24 protein-coding genes and 1 tRNA gene are annotated in these 21,998 nt (G+C 28.6%); 16 read left to right on the plus strand and 9 right to left on the minus strand.

Annotated elements, in window-relative coordinates:
• Entirely contained in the window at positions 1 to 1,488 is a 1,488-nt protein-coding gene (locus AMN70_RS04465) for an AsmA family protein (protein ID WP_075502168.1), read from the plus strand.
• Here AMN70_RS04465 and fumC read toward each other — a convergent pair.
• Positions 1,485 to 2,873, minus strand: a complete 1,389-nt coding sequence (fumC, locus tag AMN70_RS04470) for a class II fumarate hydratase (RefSeq protein WP_075502170.1) — start codon at positions 2,871 to 2,873, stop codon at positions 1,485 to 1,487. The two genes, AMN70_RS04465 and fumC, sit on opposite strands and share 4 nt — an antisense overlap.
• 66 nt (positions 2,874 to 2,939) lie before the next feature.
• Between fumC and AMN70_RS04475 the strand changes: the two genes are divergently transcribed.
• Complete coding sequence (locus tag AMN70_RS04475; protein ID WP_075502172.1) at positions 2,940 to 3,311, plus strand: pyrophosphohydrolase domain-containing protein; 372 nt, start codon at positions 2,940 to 2,942, stop codon at positions 3,309 to 3,311.
• On the opposite strand, the gene nadC is transcribed toward AMN70_RS04475, so the two are convergent.
• Both nadC and nadA read right to left on the minus strand, forming a co-directional pair.
• Positions 3,308 to 4,141 carry a carboxylating nicotinate-nucleotide diphosphorylase gene (gene nadC, locus AMN70_RS04480; protein ID WP_075502174.1) on the minus strand — a complete coding sequence of 278 codons (834 nt, stop codon included), beginning with the start codon at positions 4,139 to 4,141 and terminating at the stop codon, positions 3,308 to 3,310. The two genes, AMN70_RS04475 and nadC, sit on opposite strands and share 4 nt — an antisense overlap.
• A 6-nt stretch (positions 4,142 to 4,147) precedes the next feature.
• Entirely contained in the window at positions 4,148 to 5,137 is a 990-nt protein-coding gene (gene nadA / locus AMN70_RS04485) for a quinolinate synthase NadA (protein ID WP_075502176.1), read from the minus strand.
• 56 nt (positions 5,138 to 5,193) lie between these two features.
• Here nadA and AMN70_RS04490 point away from each other — a divergent pair.
• A tRNA-Leu gene (locus AMN70_RS04490) sits at positions 5,194 to 5,279 on the plus strand.
• Between the two features lie 64 nt (positions 5,280 to 5,343).
• Positions 5,344 to 5,739 (plus strand): adenylyltransferase/cytidyltransferase family protein, encoded by a 396-nt coding sequence (locus AMN70_RS04495; RefSeq protein ID WP_218836808.1) that lies wholly within the window; start codon positions 5,344 to 5,346, stop codon positions 5,737 to 5,739.
• A 7-nt stretch (positions 5,740 to 5,746) separates the two neighbouring features.
• Here AMN70_RS04495 and AMN70_RS04500 read toward each other — a convergent pair whose 3' ends face one another.
• Positions 5,747 to 6,637: a CAF17-like 4Fe-4S cluster assembly/insertion protein YgfZ gene (locus AMN70_RS04500; RefSeq protein WP_075502180.1), complete on the minus strand. Its 891-nt coding sequence runs from the start codon at positions 6,635 to 6,637 to the stop codon at positions 5,747 to 5,749.
• Between the two features lie 43 nt (positions 6,638 to 6,680).
• Here AMN70_RS04500 and AMN70_RS04505 point away from each other — a divergent pair, with 43 nt between their 5' ends.
• Together AMN70_RS04505 and AMN70_RS04510 are read left to right on the plus strand one after the other, a co-directional pair.
• The gene (locus tag AMN70_RS04505) at positions 6,681 to 7,991 is read left to right on the plus strand and encodes a dihydroorotase (RefSeq protein ID WP_075502182.1); all 1,311 of its coding nucleotides are present in this window, start codon (positions 6,681 to 6,683) and stop codon (positions 7,989 to 7,991) included.
• Positions 7,988 to 8,800 (plus strand): glycosyltransferase family 2 protein, encoded by an 813-nt coding sequence (locus tag AMN70_RS04510; protein ID WP_075502184.1) that lies wholly within the window; start codon positions 7,988 to 7,990, stop codon positions 8,798 to 8,800. Before AMN70_RS04505 ends, AMN70_RS04510 begins: the two co-directional genes overlap by 4 nt.
• Here the strand turns inward: AMN70_RS04510 and galE are convergent.
• The 3 genes from galE to AMN70_RS04525 are packed head-to-tail and all read right to left on the minus strand — an operon-like array spanning position 8,783 to position 11,993.
• Positions 8,783 to 9,766, minus strand: a complete 984-nt coding sequence (gene galE, locus AMN70_RS04515) for a UDP-glucose 4-epimerase GalE (protein ID WP_075502186.1) — start codon at positions 9,764 to 9,766, stop codon at positions 8,783 to 8,785. The two genes, AMN70_RS04510 and galE, sit on opposite strands and share 18 nt — an antisense overlap.
• 3 nt (positions 9,767 to 9,769) lie before the next feature.
• On the minus strand, positions 9,770 to 10,099 hold the full coding sequence (locus AMN70_RS04520; protein WP_075502188.1) for a DMT family transporter: 330 nt from the start codon (positions 10,097 to 10,099) through the stop codon (positions 9,770 to 9,772).
• A complete protein-coding gene (locus AMN70_RS04525) occupies positions 10,092 to 11,993 on the minus strand; it encodes a propionyl-CoA synthetase (protein WP_075502190.1) in 1,902 nt (633 codons plus the stop codon). Before AMN70_RS04525 ends, AMN70_RS04520 begins: the two co-directional genes overlap by 8 nt.
• Positions 11,994 to 12,207: 214 nt before the next feature.
• Between AMN70_RS04525 and AMN70_RS04530 the strand changes: the two genes are divergently transcribed.
• The 4 genes from AMN70_RS04530 (at position 12,208) to AMN70_RS04545 (ending at position 15,016) form a co-directional block, all read left to right on the plus strand.
• Positions 12,208 to 12,978, plus strand: a complete 771-nt coding sequence (locus AMN70_RS04530; RefSeq protein ID WP_075502192.1) for a bacteriorhodopsin-like — start codon at positions 12,208 to 12,210, stop codon at positions 12,976 to 12,978.
• 78 nt (positions 12,979 to 13,056) lie between these two features.
• On the plus strand, positions 13,057 to 13,377 hold the full coding sequence (locus tag AMN70_RS04535) for a 2Fe-2S iron-sulfur cluster-binding protein (protein WP_075502194.1): 321 nt from the start codon (positions 13,057 to 13,059) through the stop codon (positions 13,375 to 13,377).
• Positions 13,378 to 14,397, plus strand: a complete 1,020-nt coding sequence (locus tag AMN70_RS04540) for an NAD(P)/FAD-dependent oxidoreductase (protein ID WP_075502196.1) — start codon at positions 13,378 to 13,380, stop codon at positions 14,395 to 14,397.
• Positions 14,390 to 15,016, plus strand: a complete 627-nt coding sequence (locus AMN70_RS04545; protein ID WP_075502198.1) for a glutathione binding-like protein — start codon at positions 14,390 to 14,392, stop codon at positions 15,014 to 15,016. Before AMN70_RS04540 ends, AMN70_RS04545 begins: the two co-directional genes overlap by 8 nt.
• Here AMN70_RS04545 and AMN70_RS04550 read toward each other — a convergent pair whose 3' ends face one another.
• Positions 15,017 to 15,844, minus strand: coding sequence for a phytanoyl-CoA dioxygenase family protein (locus tag AMN70_RS04550; protein WP_075502200.1), 828 nt, complete (start codon positions 15,842 to 15,844; stop codon positions 15,017 to 15,019).
• 16 nt (positions 15,845 to 15,860) lie between these two features.
• On the opposite strand from AMN70_RS04550, the gene AMN70_RS04555 reads away from it, so the two are divergent.
• From AMN70_RS04555 to ehuA, 5 genes are all read left to right on the plus strand, one after another.
• On the plus strand, positions 15,861 to 16,649 hold the full coding sequence (locus AMN70_RS04555) for an MOSC domain-containing protein (RefSeq protein WP_075502202.1): 789 nt from the start codon (positions 15,861 to 15,863) through the stop codon (positions 16,647 to 16,649).
• Positions 16,650 to 16,743: 94 nt separating this feature from the next.
• A complete protein-coding gene (locus AMN70_RS04560) occupies positions 16,744 to 17,589 on the plus strand; it encodes a transporter substrate-binding domain-containing protein (RefSeq protein ID WP_075502205.1) in 846 nt (281 codons plus the stop codon).
• 73 nt (positions 17,590 to 17,662) lie between these two features.
• Positions 17,663 to 18,334 carry an ectoine/hydroxyectoine ABC transporter permease subunit EhuC gene (gene ehuC / locus AMN70_RS04565; protein ID WP_075502207.1) on the plus strand — a complete coding sequence of 224 codons (672 nt, stop codon included), beginning with the start codon at positions 17,663 to 17,665 and terminating at the stop codon, positions 18,332 to 18,334.
• 3 nt (positions 18,335 to 18,337) lie between these two features.
• Entirely contained in the window at positions 18,338 to 19,015 is a 678-nt protein-coding gene (ehuD, locus tag AMN70_RS04570) for an ectoine/hydroxyectoine ABC transporter permease subunit EhuD (protein WP_075502209.1), read from the plus strand.
• 3 nt (positions 19,016 to 19,018) lie between these two features.
• On the plus strand, positions 19,019 to 19,810 hold the full coding sequence (ehuA, locus tag AMN70_RS04575; RefSeq protein WP_075502211.1) for an ectoine/hydroxyectoine ABC transporter ATP-binding protein EhuA: 792 nt from the start codon (positions 19,019 to 19,021) through the stop codon (positions 19,808 to 19,810).
• Positions 19,811 to 20,028: 218 nt separating this feature from the next.
• Here ehuA and AMN70_RS04580 read toward each other — a convergent pair whose 3' ends face one another.
• Positions 20,029 to 20,529, minus strand: a complete 501-nt coding sequence (locus AMN70_RS04580; RefSeq protein WP_075502213.1) for a TraR/DksA family transcriptional regulator — start codon at positions 20,527 to 20,529, stop codon at positions 20,029 to 20,031.
• Positions 20,530 to 20,608: 79 nt separating this feature from the next.
• On the opposite strand from AMN70_RS04580, the gene AMN70_RS04585 reads away from it, so the two are divergent.
• Positions 20,609 to 21,997 carry a glycosyltransferase family 39 protein gene (locus tag AMN70_RS04585; protein ID WP_075502215.1) on the plus strand — a complete coding sequence of 463 codons (1,389 nt, stop codon included), beginning with the start codon at positions 20,609 to 20,611 and terminating at the stop codon, positions 21,995 to 21,997.
• Position 21,998 lies beyond the last annotated feature (1 nt).

Raw genomic sequence — 21,998 nt, forward strand, 5'->3', positions numbered from 1 at the left:
ATGCAAAAAAAAAATATTTTTAAAAAAAAAATTAATAAATCAGTATTATCAATTACTAAGAGAATAGAAAGTTTTTTTAACTTTTTTAGAGAAATTTTCTTTAAAAAGAAAAAAAAATTTTCAGAGAATTTTCAACATATTGATAAAAGAATATTTATTTCTATAGCAGCTATAGTTATTACAACAATTAGTTATTTTTTAGTACCAGCTTTTTATGATAAAAGTAAAATTAAACTTCAATTCGAAAACCAAATATTAGATCAATACAATTTAAAAGTTAAATTTGATAAAAACTTAAAATACGGTCTATTGCCAAAACCTCATTTTGTATCCGAGAATGCGACAATTGAGTATGATACTAATGATATAGCTCAGACAAAAAATCTCAAAATTTTTATAACTTTGAATAATTTCATTTCATTAGACAAAATCAAGATTAAAAATTTACTATTTAGAAAAACAGAATTTCGAGTTAAAAAATCTAATTTTAAATTTTTCATTGATCTATTAAATATCAATAAAAGTGATAAGGATATTAATTTTATAAATAGTAAATTTTTCTATTTAGATAGAAATGATGATGTTGTTTTTCTTACAAATTTAAAAAGATTGAATTATTTATATCAAGATAATCTTTTAAAAAAATTGAATTCTAAATTAGATATATTTAATATTCCAATAAGTTTATATGTAGAGCATGATATAAAAAATAAAAAATTTTTTTCCGAAATGAAATCATTTTCATTAAGATTAAATTTAAAAAATAATTCCAAATATAATGAAAGAAAATTATCTGGAGAATTAGATATCGATATAATAAATAAGAATAAAAGAATAAATTATAGTTTAGCTAATAACCATCTAAAATTTAATACGAGTGATAATAAATTTGATGCTGATATAAGCATAAAACCTTTTTATTTATTATCAAATTTGAAATTTTATCAAATAAATTTAAAGGATGTTTTTAAAGTGAATTCAATATTGGTAAATGTAATAAAATCTGAAGTGTTAAATAATCAAAATTTAAATGGAAGAATAAATGTTAATGCAAATAATTTTAAAGGGATAAATTTTCTTGACCAAATTAAGTTCGAAGTTCTTCTTGAAGAAGGTAATATATATATACAAAATTTTATTACTTCTTTTAAAGACTCTGTAAATATTAATATAGGTGATGTACAATTAATTGTTGATGATAATAAGTTAAAATTTGCTGGTTATATAACTTTAGAATTCGTAGATGTTAGTGAATTTTTTCGACATTACCAAATTGATAGAATAGATAGGAAAAATTTAAAAAAAATTAGTTTTGGATTCCTTCTTAATCTGGATGATAAACTCGTTGAAATAGATAATTTAAAAGTAGATGGAAATACTAATCAAAATTTAGAGAGATTTCTAGATAACTTTAATTCCGAAAAGAAAGATATTTTTAATAAAATCGTAAGAAGAAATCTTGTAAAAGATTTTTTTAAAAATTTCTAACTCGGGTTAATCATTTTTTTTGGATCTACAATTTTATTATATTCCTTTTCAGTTATTAAACCTGTTTTTAAAGCTTCTTCTTTTAAAGTAGTATTATTTTTTAAAGCTAATTTGGCTATCTTTGCTGAATTGTCGTAACCAATATGCGGTGCAAGTGCTGTTACTAACATTAAAGAATTATTTAAATATTGCTTAATTTTAATTTTGTCTGCCTTTAGTCCTTTAATACAATATAATCCAAAATTTTTAGAGCTGTCTGCTAACAAATCAATAGATTGTAAAATATTGTGGGCAATTAAAGGTTTAAAAACATTGAGCTCAAAATGTCCATGAGATCCTGCCATAGTTATACCATTATGATTTCCAATAACTTTTACACAAACCATTGTGACGGCCTCTGATTGTGTAGGATTTATTTTACCAGGCATGATTGAAGATCCAGGCTCATTAGCAGGTAAAATAAGTTCGCCATAACCTGCTCTTGGTCCAGATCCTAAAAATCTTATATCGTTGGCAATTTTCATTAAACAAACAGCGGTGGTGTTTAGCGTGCCAGAAAAATTGACAATTTCATCATGAGCTGCCAATGAAGCAAATTTATTTTTCGAAGGTTTGAATGGAAGTTTTGTAATTTTTTTAATTTCTTTTATAATTTTTTTATCAAAACCTTTCTTGCTATTAATTCCAGTTCCTACTGCTGTACCACCTTGCGCTAAAAAATATATCTCATTTAATGCGTTTTTTATTCTTATAATACAGTCTTGTAATTGAGATTGATAACCTGAAAATTCTTGACCTAATGATAAAGGAGTTGCATCTTGCAAATGAGTTCTACCAACTTTTATTACTTTTCTAAATTTTGAGACTTTTTTCTTTAATTCTTTATTAAGTAATTCAAGTGCGGGTAATAATTTATTTTTTGTTTCAATAGAAATCGCTATATGCATAGCAGTTGGAAATACATCATTTGTTGATTGTGACTTATTTACATGATCATTTGGATGAACAGGTTTTTTAGCGCCTTTTTTCCCACCTAAAATTTCAATAGCTCTATTTGCTATTACCTCATTTACATTCATATTTGTTTGAGTGCCCGAACCTGTCTGCCAAACTTTTAAAGGGAAGTGAGAATTGAGTTTACCAGAAATTACTTCATTAGATGCTTTAATAATAGCTTTGGAAGTTTGTGGTAAAATTTGTTTTTCTTTTCTATGAACAATGGCAGCAGCTTTTTTAATAATTGCAATAGATTTGATTAATACAGGCCTTACTAGAAATTCACCAATATCAAAATATTTTTTTGATCTTTGAGTAGAAGCACCCCAGTATTTATCATTAGGAACATTAATTTTTCCAATGCTATCAAATTCTTTTCTAAATTTCATGAATATTGTTTCCTTAAGTATTTACAATAGATATATATGAATTTTATTCAAACTTACAGGAGCAAAATGACAAATTTTGATAAAGTAGGAACTTTCATGAAAACTTTTGGCCAAGAGGTTAAAACAAAAGCTTCATTTAGCACAGATAAAATCAATAAACTTAGATTAAATCTAATTAGAGAGGAGTTAGATGAACTTACTGAAGCAATCAAAAATAATGATTTAATAGAAGTTGCTGATGCACTTACAGACATTCTTTATGTTACGTATGGTGCAGGACATGCATTTGGAATTAATTTAGATAAGTGTTTTGAGGAAGTACAAAACTCAAACATGAGTAAATTAGATAAAGATGGTAAACCAATATATAATGAGGCTGGAAAGGTAATGAAAGGACCAAATTATTTTAAACCTGATCTTTCAAAATTTTTAAATTAAATTTCTAATTTAAAATCTACAGCTGGAGCGCTATGTGTAATACTTCCGACTGAAATTCTATCAACTCCAGTTGATGCGATAGATTTAACTGTTTTAAGGCTTACATTTCCTGATGCCTCAGTTTGATAATATTTTTTAGCAATTTTTACTCCTATTTTTAAATCTTTTATACTCATGTTATCAAACAATACTCGATTAAATTTCAAACCTACGATTTCTTTAAGTTGTTTTAAATTATCAATTTCAACAGTAATTTTTTTTTCTTTCTTATTTTTAATCGCCAACAAAACTATTTGTTTGATATTTGCCGTAGCAATATGATTGTCTTTAATTAAATATTCATCACTGAGATTAAATCTATGATTAGAACCTCCGCCTAATTTAACTGCATATTTTTGAATTACTCTTAAATTGGGAATAGTTTTACGAGTACAACAAATTTTACATTTTTTACCTGCTAATTTAACAAATTGATTTGTTTTAGTGGCTATTCCTGATATGTGAGATAAAAAATTTAATGCAACTCTTTCTGCTATTAATATATTTTGAGCTTTTCCTTTAATGATACAAATTAATGACCCCTTTTTTACTTTTGAACCATCTTTTTTTTTCAAAATAAATTTGATTTTATTATCAATTAATGAAAATGCTTCTTTTACAAATGATATACCACCAATTATAGCATTCTGATTAGATAATAATTTTGCTGTAACAATTTTATTATTTTGAACCAAATTTGAAGTTATATCTCCTAATGGATATAAATCCTCAGCTAGAGCGAGTTTGACAGTGTTTCTTATAAATTTTTCACTCAGTTTTATTTTTGACACAGAAAGTTATCTACCGATAGCAACCATTTTTTCTACAGACAATCTTGCTTTATCAATTGTCTTTTGATCCATAAGAATTTCACCAGTTTCATTTTCTAAACAATTCAAAATTTTTGGCAAAGTTATTTTTTTCATATGGGGACACATATTGCATGGTCTTATAAACTCTACATTTGGATTTTCTACTTGTATATTATCACTCATTGAACACTCAGTAACCATCATTACTTTTTTAGGTTGATTATCCTTAACATATTTAATCATGCCGGAAGTTGAGCCCGCAAAGTCACTTGCTTTTATCACTTCAGGTGGACATTCCGGATGTGCTATTATTTTAATTCCAGGATTATTTTTTCGTATATTTTTAATTTCATTTTCATTAAATTGATCATGAACAATACAAATCCCTTTCCATGAAATAATTTCAACATCTACTTGTGAAGCAACATATTTTGCGAGGTAATCATCTGGTAAAAAAATTACTCTTTTAGCTCCTAATGATTTTACAATCTTAACTGCATTTGCAGATGTACAGCATACATCTGTTTCAGCTTTTACATCAGCTGAGGTATTAACATAAGAAACTACAGGTACGCCTGGATATTTTTCTTTAAGCAGTCTAACATCTTTTCCTGTTACAGAGGAGGATAAAGAGCAACCTGCATTCATATCTGGTAATAAAACTTTTTTATTTGGACTCATTAATTTTGCAGTCTCTGCCATAAAGTGCACACCTGCCATTACAATTATATCAGCAGAAGTTTTTGATGCCTCAACAGCTAATGCTAAAGAGTCAGCTGAAAAATCAGCAATACCATGATAAATTTCTGGAGTTTGATAATTATGTGCAAGAATAACAGCATTCTTCTCTTTTTTTAATTGATTAATTTTATGAATATATGGCGCGTGAACTGACCATTCAATTTCAGGCATAACCTTTGAAATTTTTTTATATATTGGATCTGTTGCTTTTTTTACTTCTTGACTAAATTCCATGGTGAAATCTATCAATTTGAAACCTGCTTGTCATTGATTTAATGTGGGTCATATTTGCGGTCATGCTGAAATTGGTAGACAGGCACGGTTGAGGGCCGTGTGGACCTAGTCCATGAGAGTTCGAGTCTCTCTGGCCGCACCAGATTTATCAATTAAACATACTCTTGTTAGACACTTTATTAACCATCTGTTAAATTAAAATGATTATGAAAAAAAGAATCTTAGTTGATTTGTCAGCCACAATTTTACATCACGGACATATTCGTTTACTAAAAAAAGCTAGTAAGTTTGGAGAAGTTTGGGTTGCTTTGACAAGTGATAAAGAAATAAAAAAAATAAAAGGTTACAAACCAGAATTAAATTTTAATCAAAGAAAAGAGATTTTAGAGTCTATAAAGTTTGTTAATAAAGTCATAAAGTCAAAATGGTTGATTGACGAAAAATTTTTAAAAAAGAATAAAATTTTTAAACTTGTACATGGTAATGACAATTCAAATTCGATTGATAAACAAAGACTTATAATTTTTAATAGAACCAAAGGAATTAGCAGTACAACAATAAGAAAAAGAAGTAGAAAAATTCTAAGAAAAATAAATAAATAGGTGTATTCTATTTATTGATCCAATCAGGTTTTATAATATTTAATGAGGCTTCCTTAGTTTGAAAATTCTTTTTTTCATCAAAATTTTTGTCTAAATATTTTATAAGAGCAAAAGGATATTCAGAGTCAATAAGCACTTTTCCTATTTCAATTTTATTGATAAAAATACTTTCGTCTTTATATAATTTCCCTTTTATAATTTTAATTGGAAATAATCTTTTTGAAAGTTTATTTTTTAATTTTATTCTTGCTGTATTTTCCTGTCCAACATAACAACCTTTTTTAAAATCTATGGCGTTTAGTTCTTCGTAATTACACTCTATTCCAAAAAGCTTATTTTGTAATTTATTTAAATCTTTAGGAACTATTCCATGTCTATGACTAAACGTATAGTACTCTTTTATGTTTGCATCATTTAAATTTAATTTTTTTAAAGATAAATAAAGTTTTTCTAAATTAATAATTAATCTTGCACCCAACTCTTTTTTTCTTGGATCAAGAAAAACAGGATCTTCTCCATATTTCAAAGTAAAACCTTCAATACCATTTGCATTTTCTAAACTTAAAAATTTAGTATAACTAAATGTAGCTACTACAAACTCATTACTTAAATCTAAAATTTCTACTTTAGATCGTAGCTTGTACATATTAAGCTGCTTAAATAATTGATCAGCTTGAGCTTTCTCACAATCAAGAAAATAACCAGACTTATGTTTAATTATGATAAATTCGTATAAAAACTTTCCTTGTGGAGATAATAAAGAGCTAAAACAACTATTTTTTTCGGTAACTTTATTGATATCCTTACTTATTAGGTTCTGTAAAAAATCTTTAGTATCTTGACCGCTCACATAAAGAATAGCTCTATCATCTAAAATGTAAACATTTTTAATATTCATATTTGATTGATTGTATTTTTTAATATAATTACTTTTTTCACAAATGTTAGATCTTATAATTAAAAATGGACAATGTCATATCGATGGTGAATTAATAAATATAGATATTGCAGTTAAAGATGGGAAAATTCACAAACTTAGTGATATTTCTGAAGATGCAAAAGAGGTAATTGATGCTAAGGAATTAATAGTTTTACCAGGATGTATCGATACGCAAACTCACTTTAGAGAACCAGGCTCAACAGATACTGAGGATCTTAATTCTGGAAGCAGAGCAGCTGTAGCGGGTGGAATAACAGCTGTGTTTGAAATGCCAAATACCAATCCTCCAACATCTACGAAAAAAGAATTTCAAAAAAAATTAGATCTAGCAAAAAACAGAATGTATTGTAATTACGCTTTTTATTTTGGTGCTACTGCTGATAATGCCAATGAATTAGCTGATTTAAAAAATTTAGAGGGTTGTTGTGGAATAAAACTTTTTGCAGGGTCCTCCACAGGAAACCTTTTAGTTGCAGATGAAAAAGATATTGATACAGTTTTTAAAAATAGCTCAAAAGTGGTTGCAGTTCACTCTGAAGATGAACAAATTTTAAATACAAATAAAAAATTAATTAAAAAAGGCGATGTACATTCCCATCCAATTTGGAGAAGTGAAGAATGTGCAATGTCTTCAACGAGAAGAATAGTGAGAATTGCTGAACGTTATAATAAAAAAGCTCATGTTCTTCATATTACGACTAAACAAGAAATAGATTTTTTGTCTCAACACAAAGGCAATATTACTTTCGAGATCACTCCTCAACATTTAACAATTTACTCACCTGATTGCTACAATAAACTTGGAACGTATGCTCAAATGAACCCACCTATTAGAGATAAATCTCACTATGATAGATTGTGGTACGCAGTTAAAAATAATTTGAATGATACGATAGGCTCAGATCATGCACCACATTTAAAGGAGAATAAAAATAAAGAATATCCAAATTCACCTTCTGGAATGCCAGGCGTTCAGACTCTTATGCCAGTTATGCTTGATCATGTTAATAATGGAAAATTAACACTTAACCAGTTGATTAGTCTTGTTTGCGAAAATCCAGTTAGAATTTTTGGAATTAAAAACAAAGGGTTTATTAAAGAGGGCTTTGATGCAGATTTTACAATTGTAGATATGAATAAAAATATTAAAATTCAAAATAAAAATATAGAGAGCAAATGTGGATGGTCCCCATTTAATGGTTACACATTTAAAGGAACTCCTGTATCAACAATTATAGCTGGAAAAGTAAAAATGCAAGATGGTAAAATTTTGGGAGATCCTGAAGGCACTCCTTTAAAATTTGATGTATGAGATATCAACCTTTAGTTTCAATACTAATCAATAATTATAATAAACAAAAATATTGCGTACAAGCTTTAAGATCTGCAAGTTTTCAAAGTTATAAAAAAGTTGAAATAATTTTTTTTGATGATTGTTCTGATGATGAATCATTAAAAAGAATTGAAAATTTAAATAAAAAATTAAGAAAAAAGATTAAAATTATAAAAAATAAAGTACGGGGCAACATTTACTCATTTAATCAAATGGCTGGTATCAAAAAGTCCATTGAAAAAAGCAAAGGAAAAATTATTTGTTTAATGGACTCAGATGATTTTTTTAAGAAGAACAAAGTCAAAGAGATAGTAAATTTTTTCTCCAACAATCCAAGACAAGAAATTTTATTTGATTGCCCTTTTATTTATAAAAATAAAAATGACAAAAAACCAAGTTTAGAGAATTATTTTTTTAGAGAAAATAAATGGCCCAAGTTTCCTCCCACTAGCTGTATAAGTGTAAGAAAAAACAGCTTAAAAAAAGCTACAAAAAAGATATTTGTAAAAAAATTTGATGAATTATGGTTAGATTTTCGATTAGCTACTTATTTTGCAATAAATAAAAATCAATTTAATTTGTTAAAGACGAATTTGACCTTTTATAGAAATTACCAAGATAGCTATGATAAAAGATTTAAAAAATATCTTAATTTGCAATGGTGGAATAGAAGAAGCCAAGCTTTTGATTTCATATTATTTTTAAATTCTAAGAAATTCAAAAAAAATAAATATTCATTCGATTTTTTACTAACAAAACTAATTGATAAATTAAATTTTATTTTTTAATTTATATTTTTCCCATAAAATCATATTAGATATAGAATTTTTGATATTAACTTTTGGTTTCCAACCTAATATTTTAATTGCTAATTTACTACTAGCCATCAGCTTATCAGGTTCCCCTTTTAATTTCTTAGTAAAGATTATCTTAATGTTTTTAATTTTGATTTTCTTTTGAATAATTCTTAAAATTTCTTTAACACTTAAATATTTTTTTGATCCAAGATTTAATGCTAAAAAATTTTTTTTGGTTTTTACTATTTTTTTCAAACATAAATAGTGAGCTTTAGCCATATCATTTACATCAATATAATCTCTTACCCCGGTTTTATCTTTTGTATTAAAGTTTGATCTTATATTTATAGGTTTTCCAAGAATAATATTTTTTATTAGAATTGGAATAAGATGAATTGGTGGATTATGTATTTCTCCAATTTTATTTTTAAAATTTGAACCAACTACATTAAAATATCTTAAACATATTGATTTGAAAAATTTTTTTGAACATTCTTTTTTTATCAATCTTTCAGATATTAGTTTTGTTTTTCCGTAATAAGAAATAGGTCTTAAGGATGAACTTTCATTAATTGGGAAAGATCTTTTATTGCCATAAACTGATGCTGAGCTAGAAAAAATTAAATATCTGATTTTATATTTTTTTGTTAATTCAATAATATTTTTTGTGCCTTGAATATTATTTTTTTGATATAAAGCTTTTTTTTTAAAAGACTCTGTAAGTTTACTTAAACCAGCTAAATGGTAAATCGCAAAAATCTTGTATTTTTGGAAAATTTTTTCTAATTTATTTTTATTTGTAATGTTAATTTTAAAAAATTTATTTCCTTTAAATAATTTTTTTTTACCAATAATTAGACTATCAATAACAATAACATTATATTTTTTTTTTTTTAAGAATAAGGAGAGATGGGAACCAATAAAACCACATCCACCAGTAACCAAAATTGTTTTCATTCCTTAGAGTTTTGCACTATAAATATTTACTAGGATTACTCCTAAAACGATTAAAAATAAACCTACAATAGCTTGCCATTGTAGAGTCTGTTTAAAAAATATATATCCTAAAATAGCTATAGTAAATATTCCAAGTCCACTCCAACTTGCGTAAACAATTGCTATAGGAAGTTTATTAACTACAAAAGTGAGCAAGTAAAAAGCACTTAAATAAAAAATTGCTAAAAAAGTTGTCGGAATTATTTTAGTAAAATTTTGTGACACTGGAAGAAGCATTGTACCAGCAACTTCACAAAAAATTGCCCCTATTAGAAATAAATAAGTCTTAAGCACTTTTTAGAATATTGTTTTTTATTAAATCATCTTTAATTTCATCTAAAATTGCAGGATCATCAATAGTAGGAGGCATTTTATATTCAACATTATCTGCTATTTTTCTAATTGTTCCTCTTAATATTTTACCTGATCTTGTTTTAGGAAGCCTTTTAATTACAATAGCTACTTTGAACGCTGCAACTGGACCAATTTTATCTCTTACCATTTGAATACACTCTTTAGAAATTGTTTCATTATCTTTATCCACACCTGCTTTAAGCACAATCAAACCTATAGGCAATTGGCCTTTTAATTTATCTGCAATTCCAAGAACAGCACATTCCGCTACTGATTGATGTTCTGATAAAACTTCTTCAATAGCACCTGTGGAGAGTCTATGACCTGCTACATTTATAATGTCATCAGTCCTTGACATAATCCAGATATATCCATCCTCATCTATATGTCCTGCATCATAGGTTTGATAATACCCTTCATAATTTGACATATAATTTTCTTTATATCTTTGATCTGCATTCCAAAGAGTTGGAAAAGTTCCTGGGGGCAAAGGGAGTTTTACAACTATATCTCCCATTTCATTAGGTTTTGCTAAAGTTTGATCTGCCTTAATAATTTTTACATCATATCCAGGAACAGCTTTACATGCTGAGCCATATTTAGTTTTCATCATTTCAATACCTGTGCAATTTGAGCTGATTGCCCAACTTGTTTCTGTTTGCCACCAGTGGTCTATAACTGGAACTTTTAAAAGATTTTCTGCCCATTTAATAGTATCTGGATCAGCTCTTTCCCCAGCAAGAAATAGACTTTCAAATTTACTCAAATCATACTTTGAAAAGAATTTTCCTTCAGGATCTTCTTTTTTTATAGCTCTAAAAGCTGTAGGTGCTGTGAATAAAGATTTAACTTTATAATCAGAAATAATTTTCCAAAAAGCTCCGGCATCAGGTGTCCCAATTGGTTTTCCTTCAAAAAGTACAGTCGTACATCCTTTAAAAAGTGGAGCGTATACAATGTACGAATGACCAACTATCCAACCAATGTCACTTGCTGACCACCAAATATCATTTTCATTGATGTTATAAATATTTTTCATTGTCCATTTTAATGCAACAATGTGTCCTCCAATGTCTCTTACAATACCTTTTGGAGTTCCAGTGGTTCCAGATGTGTAAAGTATATAAGCAAACTCATTTGATTTCATTTCAACACAATCTGTGTTATTAGCATTTGCATACGCTTCATCCCAACTTATCTCCTTTGGAGCATTTAATTTAACTTCATGACCTTTTCTTTGGAATAAGATCATTTTACTAATTTTATGCTTAGCCTGTTTAATTGCTTCGTCTACTAATGGTTTATACTCAACAGTTCTTCCAGGTTCAAAACCACAAGAGGCAGTGACTAATATTTTTGCTTTACTGTCATCTATTCTACTTGCTAGTTCATTAGAAGCAAATCCACCAAAAACAACTGAGTGTATTGCTCCAATTCTTGCACATGCAAGCATCGCTATTACCGCTTCTGGTATCATAGGCATGTAGATGATAATCCTATCTCCTTTTTCTGCACCTTGATCTTTAAGTGCACCTGCAAATTTTGATACTTTTAATTTTAATTCCTTATAAGTGAACTTACTTTTTTCTCCAGTAATAGGACTATCATAAATTAAAGCAGTTTTATCTCCTTTACCTTGATCTATGTGGAAATCTAAAGCGTTATAGCAAGTATTTGTTATGCCATCTTCAAACCATTTATAGAATGGAGGGTTAGATTTATTTAAAATTTTAGTCGGTTTTTTATACCAAAATATATCATTAGATGCCTCTTGCCAAAATTTCTCAGGTTTTTGTATTGATTGTTCATAAATCTTCTTAAATTTATCAGGCATACTTTTTTGATTCGTAGTTTAAATTTAATGTGGTTTTTAAATCACAAATTGTATTTAATTTTAAAAAATAAGTAAAATCAATGCAAATTAATGACAATTTTGTCTTCTATTATCTAGCTATATTTGGTATTTAACCCCAACTTTGGCTTAGGGAAGCTTAAGCCTAGTTTATATAAACTAAAAAAGTAAAAACTAACTAAAGAGGGAGTTTTTTATGAAAAAACTTAAATTGTTTGCTCTTACAATTGTAGCCCTAACGGGTATTACAACTGTGGCAAACGCTGCGACCACAATGTTAGCACAGGATGACTTTGTTGGAATTTCCTTTTGGGTAATTTCAATGGGTATGTTGGCTGCTACAGCGTTCTTTTTTATGGAGAGAAACACTGTTGCTCCTGGCTGGAAAACGTCAGTAACTGTTGCTGGTCTAGTAACTGGTATTGCATTCATCCATTACATGTACATGAGAGATGTATGGGTGACTACAGGCGATTCACCAACAGTATATAGATATATTGACTGGTTAATTACTGTGCCACTACAGATGATAGAATTCTACTTAATTCTAGTAGCTGTAAGAAAAGCAAACTCAGGAATTTTCTGGAGATTGCTAATTGGTTCATTAGTAATGTTAATCGGTGGATATTTAGGAGAAGCTGGATACATCAACGCTACACTTGGTTTTGTAATCGGTATGGCAGGTTGGGTATACATTCTTTATGAAATATTCTCAGGTGAAGCTGGAAAAGCTGCTGCTAAGAGCGGTAATAAAGCATTAGTAACTGCGTTCGGTGCAATGAGAATGATTGTAACTGTAGGTTGGGCAATTTACCCATTAGGTTATGTATTTGGTTACTTAACTGGTGGCGTAGATGCAAATACATTAAACGTAGTTTACAACTTAGCTGACTTTATTAATAAGATTGCATTCGGTCTAGTAATCTGGGCTGCTGCTGTAAGTTCAGCTGGTGCAAGAAGCAGATAATTACTGTTTAAAATAAATTTTAGGGCGAGTATGTTTTTACATACTTGCCCTATTTTTTTATAAGCTTATATATATTTCATGGCTAAAATTACTTACATAACGCACGATAATCAAAATCACACATTAAATGTGCAAAATGGATTAACAGTTATGGAAGGAGCTATTCAAAATGATGTTCCTGGAATTGACGCTGATTGTGGTGGGGGCATGGCATGTGCGACTTGCCATGTTTACGTCAAAGAAGAATGGTTAGATAAACTTCCAAAAAAAGAAGATGGTGAAGAAGATATGTTAGATATGGCATTTGAACCAAAAAAAAATAGTAGATTAAGTTGCCAACTTATTGTCTCAGATGATTTAGATGGTTTAATTGTAAATATACCATCGAAACAAGGTTAAATGAATAAAACAGATGCATTAATCATAGGAGCTGGTCCTACAGGATTATTTACAGCTCACCAATTAAAATTGATTGGGTTAGATTGTGAGATCGTAGATAATTTAGATAAAATTGGTGGACAATGTATTGAACTTTATCCTGATAAACCCATTTACGATATTCCTGCAGTACCAGAATGTACAGGAGAAGAATTAACAAATAACTTAATCAATCAGCTAAAGCCTTTTGATATTAAATTTCATTTAAATGAAAGAGTAGATGAAGTAAAAAAAGATAATAGTAATTGGATAGTAAAAACAAATAATGGCAAATCTTTTTCAACCCCTAATGTTATTATTGCTGGAGGGGTAGGTTCATTTGAACCAAGAAAATTTGCCCCAAAAGAATGTGAAAAATTTGAAAATAAATCAATATTTTATTCAGTAAAGGACAAAAATATATTTAAAGGAAAAAATGTTACTATTTTTGGAGGAGGAGATAGTGCTTTAGACTGGGCAGTCGAATTATCAAAAAATTCGACTGTAAATTTGGTTCATAGAAGAGATGAGTTTAGAGCTGCTCAGGCAACTGTAGATAAGGTTCATGAGCTTAAAAAGACTGGTAAAATAAATTTATTTACCAAATATCAAATGGCCGGAGTAAAAGGAAATGGAAAACTTGAGGGCATAGATATTAAACATGATAATGAAGAAATTAAAAATATAAAAACTGATTACGTTTTAGGATTTTTTGGTTTGATTATGCAGCTTGGCCCAATAGCAAAATGGGGCTTAAATATTAATAAAAAAACTATTGAGGTAGATACTGAAAAATTTGAAACAAATCAAAAAGGAATTTACGCTGTAGGAGACATTTGCACTTATCCTGGAAAATTAAAACTTATTTTATCTGGTTTTCACGAGGGTGCTTTGGCCGCAAGAGCATGCTTTAAGTTAGCAAGACCAAATGAAAAATATAGATTTGAATTTACAACCTCATCTAAGACCATCAAAGATCGACTTGGTGTAAAAAGTGATTGAACTATTTTCTGCTGACACACCCAATGGTAAAAAAATTAGTATTATGCTTGAGGAAATTAGTTATGAATATAAATTAACTAAAATTGATATTTCGAGTGGAGAACAATTTAAACCTGAATTTATTAAGATTAGTCCTTTTAGTAAAATTCCAGTTATAAAAGATCATGACGTAAATGAAACTGTTTTTGAGTCAGGTGCAATTTTAATATACCTAGCAGAAAAAAGTAAAAAATTTTACGATAAAGAAGATCGATTAAAAATTAATCAATGGCTAATGGCTCAAATAGGATATATAGGGCCCATGATTGGTCAGCACCATCAATTTCATCATTATAATCCTGGTAAGAGTAATTTTGGTGAGGAAAGATACTTTAAAATTACAAAAAAAATTTACCAAGATCTTGATGATCGATTAGCAAATTCTAAATATTTAGCAGGAAAGAAGTATTCAATAGCAGATATTGCAACTTGGCCATGGATAGCACGACATGAATGGCATGACATAGGACTAAAAAAATATAAAAATTTATCTAGGTGGTATTTAGATATTGCTAATCGTGAAGCTGTTATTAAAGGTTATGACTTTTTTAAAAAGGGTTTAGTTATTCCAAAACCTTAATTAGAACTTACCTTTTTTATCAGAACCTTTATAAAAAATTTCTTGAAGATTATTATTTTCTTTTTTTTTTAATTTAATATCATTCTCATCTAATAGTTTTTTTGGTCGTCCAATTTTTTCATGATAATTAAATTCATCTACTCCTCTTGCTAGTTGGACACTGTTTTTACCTAGAACTTGTTTGACATTTGTTCCTATATAACTTTGAATTACAAAACCTATTCTTCGATCATTACTTATATTAAGTTCCGAACCATGAACAATAGTGGGATGATGCAGGGACATTTGTCCAGCCTCTAAAATTAAAGGAGTAGTTTCAAGCTTTGGTACATTTTTAACTGTTTGACCTCTAGTTAACAAGTTACCTTCATTAAATTTTTCTTCATGTTCCTTTAAATTATCTTTATGTGAGCCTGACCACATTCTCATACAGCCATTTTTTTCATTTGAATCTGTTATAGCAACCCAAGCTGTAACCCAATTATGTGGTTCTAAACCAATATATTTTGCATCTTGATGATAGCTAACAAATCCTTTCTCATTGGGATTTTTAATAAATAAAGTAGTCCCACAAACAAGAATATTTTCGCCAATTAAACTTTGGACAGCATCTAAAATTTTTGAATTATGTGTAACTTCGTCTAATAAAGGTGATATCAAATGAGCATTATATCTCCCAGAATTTTCTAATTCTTCAGGCATATTGTTTTCTATCAATTCAATTTCATTTCTTATTTCTTTAGCTTTATCTTTTGAAAAAATATTTATTGGAGATATGAATCCTTCATCCTCGTACTGTTTGAGTTGATTTGAAGAAAGATAAGACATATTATTAAAAGATTATATGAGCATATCTATTTCTTCAATAAATTATTGCCCAGTCAAATCTATTTCATTTCAAACTATTAAAAGCTGTGAAATTAGAAATAACATTGGAATTGTTGGAGATAGAATTTTTGCATTTTCTAAAGGTTTAGATTTTAATCAAGCGCAGCTATTTGAAAAAAATCTTGATGAGAGAAGAGGTAAATGGAATAAGATTTTAACTCTTAAAAATTCACCTTGTTTAAACAAATATAATTTTATACTTAATAATAATAAATTGACACTAACTCAAAGAGACAATGAAATTATAACAATAAATAGTGATGAAATAAGTGAATACGAGCTACTTTCAAATAAAATTTTAGAATTAGAAAAATCTCTTCAAAAACCATTATTTTTGTTGAAAAACAAAGACACTCCTTTTTTTGATACATCAATATCAAACAAAACTGTCTTAACTCATTCGATATCTTTTCTAAATAATAAAAGTATTGAAGATTTTGAAAAAAAAACCAATCATAGAATAGAACCTCAAAGATTTAGGGGTAATATTCATGTCGACGGTATGGAAGCATGGGAAGAAAGAAACTGGATTGGAAAAATTGTTAAAATAAACAATATTTCATTTAAGGTTGAAAAAAATATACCAAGGTGTGTGGCAATTAATTTAAAACCTAATAGTGATGATAATAGTTTAAATTTACTTCAATCTTTAAAAAAAAATTATAATCATTTTGATATGGGACTTTATCTAACCGCACTCGATAATGGACAAGTAAATATTAGAGATAATGTTTCTATAAAATAATTTTTATCAACTTGAGATTGTAATTTTTCAACTATACTTTTTAAATCTTTTTTGATTTACTTATTTCTTAATTAAAAATAATGAGGAGATAAATATGAGTAAAATATTTAAGTCATTAACAGTTTTACTTGTGCTTCTTTTTTCAATTTCTACAGTAAGTGCGAAAACTCTTACTGAAAGACTTGCGGATGGACACAAATTAAGACTAGGTTTTGGAACAGCAGTGCCATGGGCTTACGCTGGAGATGGTGGTGAGGCCTTAGGATTTGTTAATATGATAGCATTAACAGTTCTAGAAGAGATGGGTATCACTGAACATGAAACAAAAGTTTTTGAATGGTCAGGATTAATCCCAGGATTAAATGCAGACCGTGCAGATATGATTACTGGCGGAATGTATATTTTAAAAAGTAGATGTGCAAACATGGACTTTTCAGATCCTATAGGAGTATTTGGTGATGCAATGCTAGTACCAAAAGGAAATCCAAAAAACATTAACAATTATGCAGATGTTATTAAAACTGGAGCTAAATTAGTTACAGGAACTGGATTTAATACTGTAGAGGCAGCTAAAAAATATGGTGTGCCAGACAGTCAAATGCTTTTAGTTGAAGGTGAAGTTGGTATTTTAGCAGCAATGAAAGCTGGAAGAGCAGATGTTGCAGTACAAACATTCTTTGGTGCAAAAGAGCATGAAAAGAAAACTAATGGTAAGTTTGAAGTAACTGATCCAAAATTAATGCCAAAAGAAACTTTAAACGTTGTAGGAATTGGATTTAGAAAAACTGATGACAAGTTTAGAGAGGCATTTAATGCAGCTCTAGCTAAAGTTATGGCTAACCCGGCAACTATGTTGAAAAGAGCTGGAGAGTATGGGTATGATAAAGCTCAACTTCCTCCACCAGACATGACTACCGAGTGGGCTTGCTCAACTAAATAATTTAATAAGAAGTTATTAAAATAAACCAGGCAACTTAATTGTTGCCTGGTTTTTGAAATTTAAAGGTATTTGATTGACTTATTTTGAATTTTTAAATGAACATGGAATAACTCTTTTACTTGGGACAGTTACAACTGTGAAGGTGCTTGTTTGTTCAATGATTCTTTATGTAATTATTTCTATGATATTTGGCCTAATGAGGCTTTCCAAAAATCCGGTAATACAAGGCACAGCTACTGTATATATAGAATTTTTTAGAGGGACGTCTCTTTTAGTGCAATTATTTTGGGCGTACTATGTTTTACCTTTTTTTGGAATATCTCTAGAAGCTTTTACTGCAGGTGTTGTAGCTTTGGGTTTGAATTTTGGAGCTTATGGTGCAGAAATAGTTAGAGCTGGAATATTAGCAGTACCTAAAGGGCAATGGGAGGCAGCTCATTCATTAAATTTTACTCCAGCGAAAAGAATTAAAAGAATTATTATTCCTCAAATATTCCCAATAATATTACCACCTGCTGCAAATTTAACTGTAGAGTTATTAAAAGCCACTGCATTGGTAGCATTAGTTACTGTGGTTGATCTTACTTTTGAAGCAAAACAAATTAACTCTATAACATGGTTATCTGCACAATGTTTTGGAACAGCATTACTTATTTATTACATAATGGCTAGATTTGCATTGGTCCCATTTTTAAGATGGTTGGAAGTTTTAGCAGCTAGAAAAGTTGGAAAGGAGAAAATTTAAATCATGGAAATGGGTTGGAGATGGGATTTTACTTATGAAATATTGCCTCAAATGGCAATTGCAACACTTAATACTATTCTTGCAGCTGGTGTAGGTTATGCAATCGCCTTGATTGTTGGATTATTTTTTTTATTAGCACAAAGAACACCTTCAAAAATATTTAATTGGGTTAATAGAGAAATAGTTGAATTTATAAGATCGACTCCATTATTAATTCAATTATTTTTTGTATATTTTGTATTACCGCAGTTCGGTATTACTTTATCTGCCTGGGTATGTGGAATGATTACTATTGGTCTTCACTTTGGAACATATATGTCAGAGGTATATCGAGGAGCACTTGAAGGAGTTTCAAAGACTCAATGGGAAGCTTGTAGGGCTTTAAATTTTTCTACAATTTATACGTATAGAAGGATAGTCCTTCCTCAAGCATTTCCTATAGCCATACCTGGAATGGGAAATTATTTGGTTGGAATATTTAAAGATACACCTCTTTTATCAACAATTGGTGTAGCGGAATTATTCCATGCAGCCACAGCAGTTGGTGGTTATAATTATAGATATTTAGAACCTTATACTTTAGTAGGTATTATATTTTTAACGTTATCGATACCTGCAGCTATGTGGGTTAGAAAACTTGAAAGAGATGTTAATATATCTCAAGGAAAAATTAAGAAATAGGTTATGGCAAAAAATAATACAGATGAAATTATAGTTAAGTTTGATGATGTAACCAAACAATACGGTGATCTAGTTGTATTAGATAAACTTAATCTTGAAATTAAAAAAAACGAAATGGTTTCAATTATAGGCCCATCTGGTTCAGGAAAAACAACAGTGTTAAGAGTTTTAATGACCTTGGAAAAGATAAATGGTGGGGTAATCCATTTAGACGGAGAACCTTTAACACACATGAATTCAAATGGAAACATAGTTGAGGCAAATGAAAAATACTTAAGAGAGAGAAGGTCAAAAATAGGTATGGTGTTTCAACAATTTAATTTGTTTCCACATATGACAGCTTTACAAAACTGCATTGAAGCTCCAGTTGAGGTATTGGGCATGAAGAAAGAAGAGGCAAAAGAAAGAGCTTTAGAATTATTAGAACTTGTTGGTTTGACAGATAAGAAAGATCAACACCCAAGTAGATTGTCAGGTGGTCAACAGCAAAGAGTAGCCATTGCAAGAGCACTTGCTATGAGACCCAAGGTAATGCTTTTAGACGAAATTACCTCAGCGTTGGATCCAGAAGTTGTTGGAGAAGTTTTGAATGTTATTAGGTCTTTAAATAAAGAACATAATTTAACTATGATAATGGTTACGCACCAAATGGGATTTGCTAGAGAGATTTCCGATAGAGTTTGCTTTTTTAATGAAGGAAAAATTTTTGAGCAGGGACCCCCCGAAGAATTATTTGGAAATCCTCAAAATGAAAGGACAAAACAATTTCTACATGCTGTTCTTGATGCAAATTAATTCTATGGATTAATTAATCTGAGAAATGAACTTAAAATTCCATAACCTGATAGTTCAATAGCAAGAACTATAATGATTATAAGAAGAATTTGTTTATTCATTTAACAAACACAAATATTAATAACAATATCCAAAAAAAAGCATAATAATAATAAATATATTTTTTTGTGAAATTATATGTAATTGGATTTCCAACTCGAGTATTTTTTTTTCTTTTTTTAGTCATCGGCATGAACTTTCTCATTTTTTTCATGTTTTTCTTGAGCAGCAATTGTATATTTAGCAATAGGTCTTGCCATTAATCTTTTCAAACCTATTGGTTCAGCAGTATCCAGACAATATCCATAAGTATCGTCCTTGATTCTCATAAGAGCTTTATCAATTTCAGAAATTAATTTGATTTGTCTATTAATTGCTTTCATTTCTACATTTTTGTCAGTATATGAGCTAGCTTGGTCAACAATATCTGCTGAGATACTGTTATCATCCATACTTCCATTATATAAAGCTTCATTGTTAGCCTTGACCAATTCTTTTCTCCATTCTTGTAATTTTATTCTAAAATATATTTTATGTTTTTCTGACATATATTTTTCAGTATCTTTGGGAATATAAGTTTTAGAAATTTTTAATGGTCCTTTTTTGATTTCTTTAGATTTAGTTGATTTTTTTGGTTTTGTTTTAACAACTTTTTTTTTTACTTTTGATGTTTTAGGCATGGTAATAAAATAACAGCGGCGGAGTATATTCAGCAAAATTATGGTGTCAAGTAAGGTGAATTAATGTAAATGTTAAATTATGGATGGTTTTAAAAGAAATATTAATAATATTTTTTTAATTTTTATCTTTTCTCATTTAATTATTTGGACATCTGTTCCATCACTCACAAATAATAACTTACCCTTGGATTTAATTGAGGCTTTAGCGTGGGGGAGTAATCTTGATTGGGGTTTTAATAAACATCCACCGGGAAGTGCCTTCTTTACAGAAATGTTTTATCGAATATTTGGTCCACAAGATTGGGCTTATTATTTATTAAGCCAGATATTTGTAATAATAGCATTTTTTTATGTGTTTAAATTATCAAATGAAATTTTTAAAAATTCATTATTAAGTTTGATGTCGGTTCTTTTGTTAGAGTCAATTTATTTTTATAATTTCACAACTCCTGAATTTAACGTGAATGTTTGTCAATTACCATTTTGGGCAATGGTAGTTTATTATTCTTGGAAAATTTATAATAAAAATCATATTAGCGTTTTAGATTGTATTTTTTTGGGACTTTTTGGTGCAATTGGATTTTTATCAAAGTATTTATTTTTATATTTATTACTATCTGTTTTTTTCTTATTCATTTATTTAATTTTTAAAAAGATTAAAAAATTTGACTTTAAGTATCTAATAATATTTGAAATTTTTATTGTAATTTTAATCCCACATTTGATTTGGTTGAATAATAATGATTATGTGACCATATCATATGGATTAAAAAGAACTGGACTTGAACAGTCCACCTTTATTGATCACATTAAATATCCTTTATTATTTATTATAAAACAAATCGGTTTATTGATTCCTTTTTTTGTTTTAGTTTTTTTACTTGTTAAAAAAATAAGATTTAAATTTAATATTAAAGATAAAAAATTAATTTTTCTTACTTTTGTAAATTTCATGCCCATCATTTTAATGTTAATTACTTCGGTGATAACTGGTTCTAGAATTAGAACTATGTGGATGACACCATTTTATTTATTTTTTGGTTTATTTGCTGTTTATGTTTTTCAATCAAAAATTAACTTAAAGAAAATTAAAAATTTTTTATATGGATTTATTTTTTTATTTTTTTTATCACCAGCATTATATGCATATATTTCAATTAAAGAGACTAATAAGAGAACTGACTATTTTGGAAAAGAAATATCAGAGCTTGTTGAAAGAAGATGGAATAAGAATTTTTCAAATGAAATTATGTATGTCGTAGGAGATGAATGGTATGCTGGAAATTTATCATATCACTTACCTTCAAGGCCTAAATGGTTTTTAGATCTTAAAGATAATATAAATAAGTTAAATCCCAAAGGAGGAATTATTTATGTAGGTAATTCAGAAATATTAAAAGAGATATGTCTAGGCGATTTTGGTAAAATAGATAGACTAGGTTATTGCATGATTGGTTCAAAATATTAAG

The sequence above is a fragment of the Candidatus Pelagibacter communis genome, assembly GCF_001179925.1.
Classification (GTDB): Bacteria; Pseudomonadota; Alphaproteobacteria; order Pelagibacterales; family Pelagibacteraceae; genus Pelagibacter; species Pelagibacter ubique_E.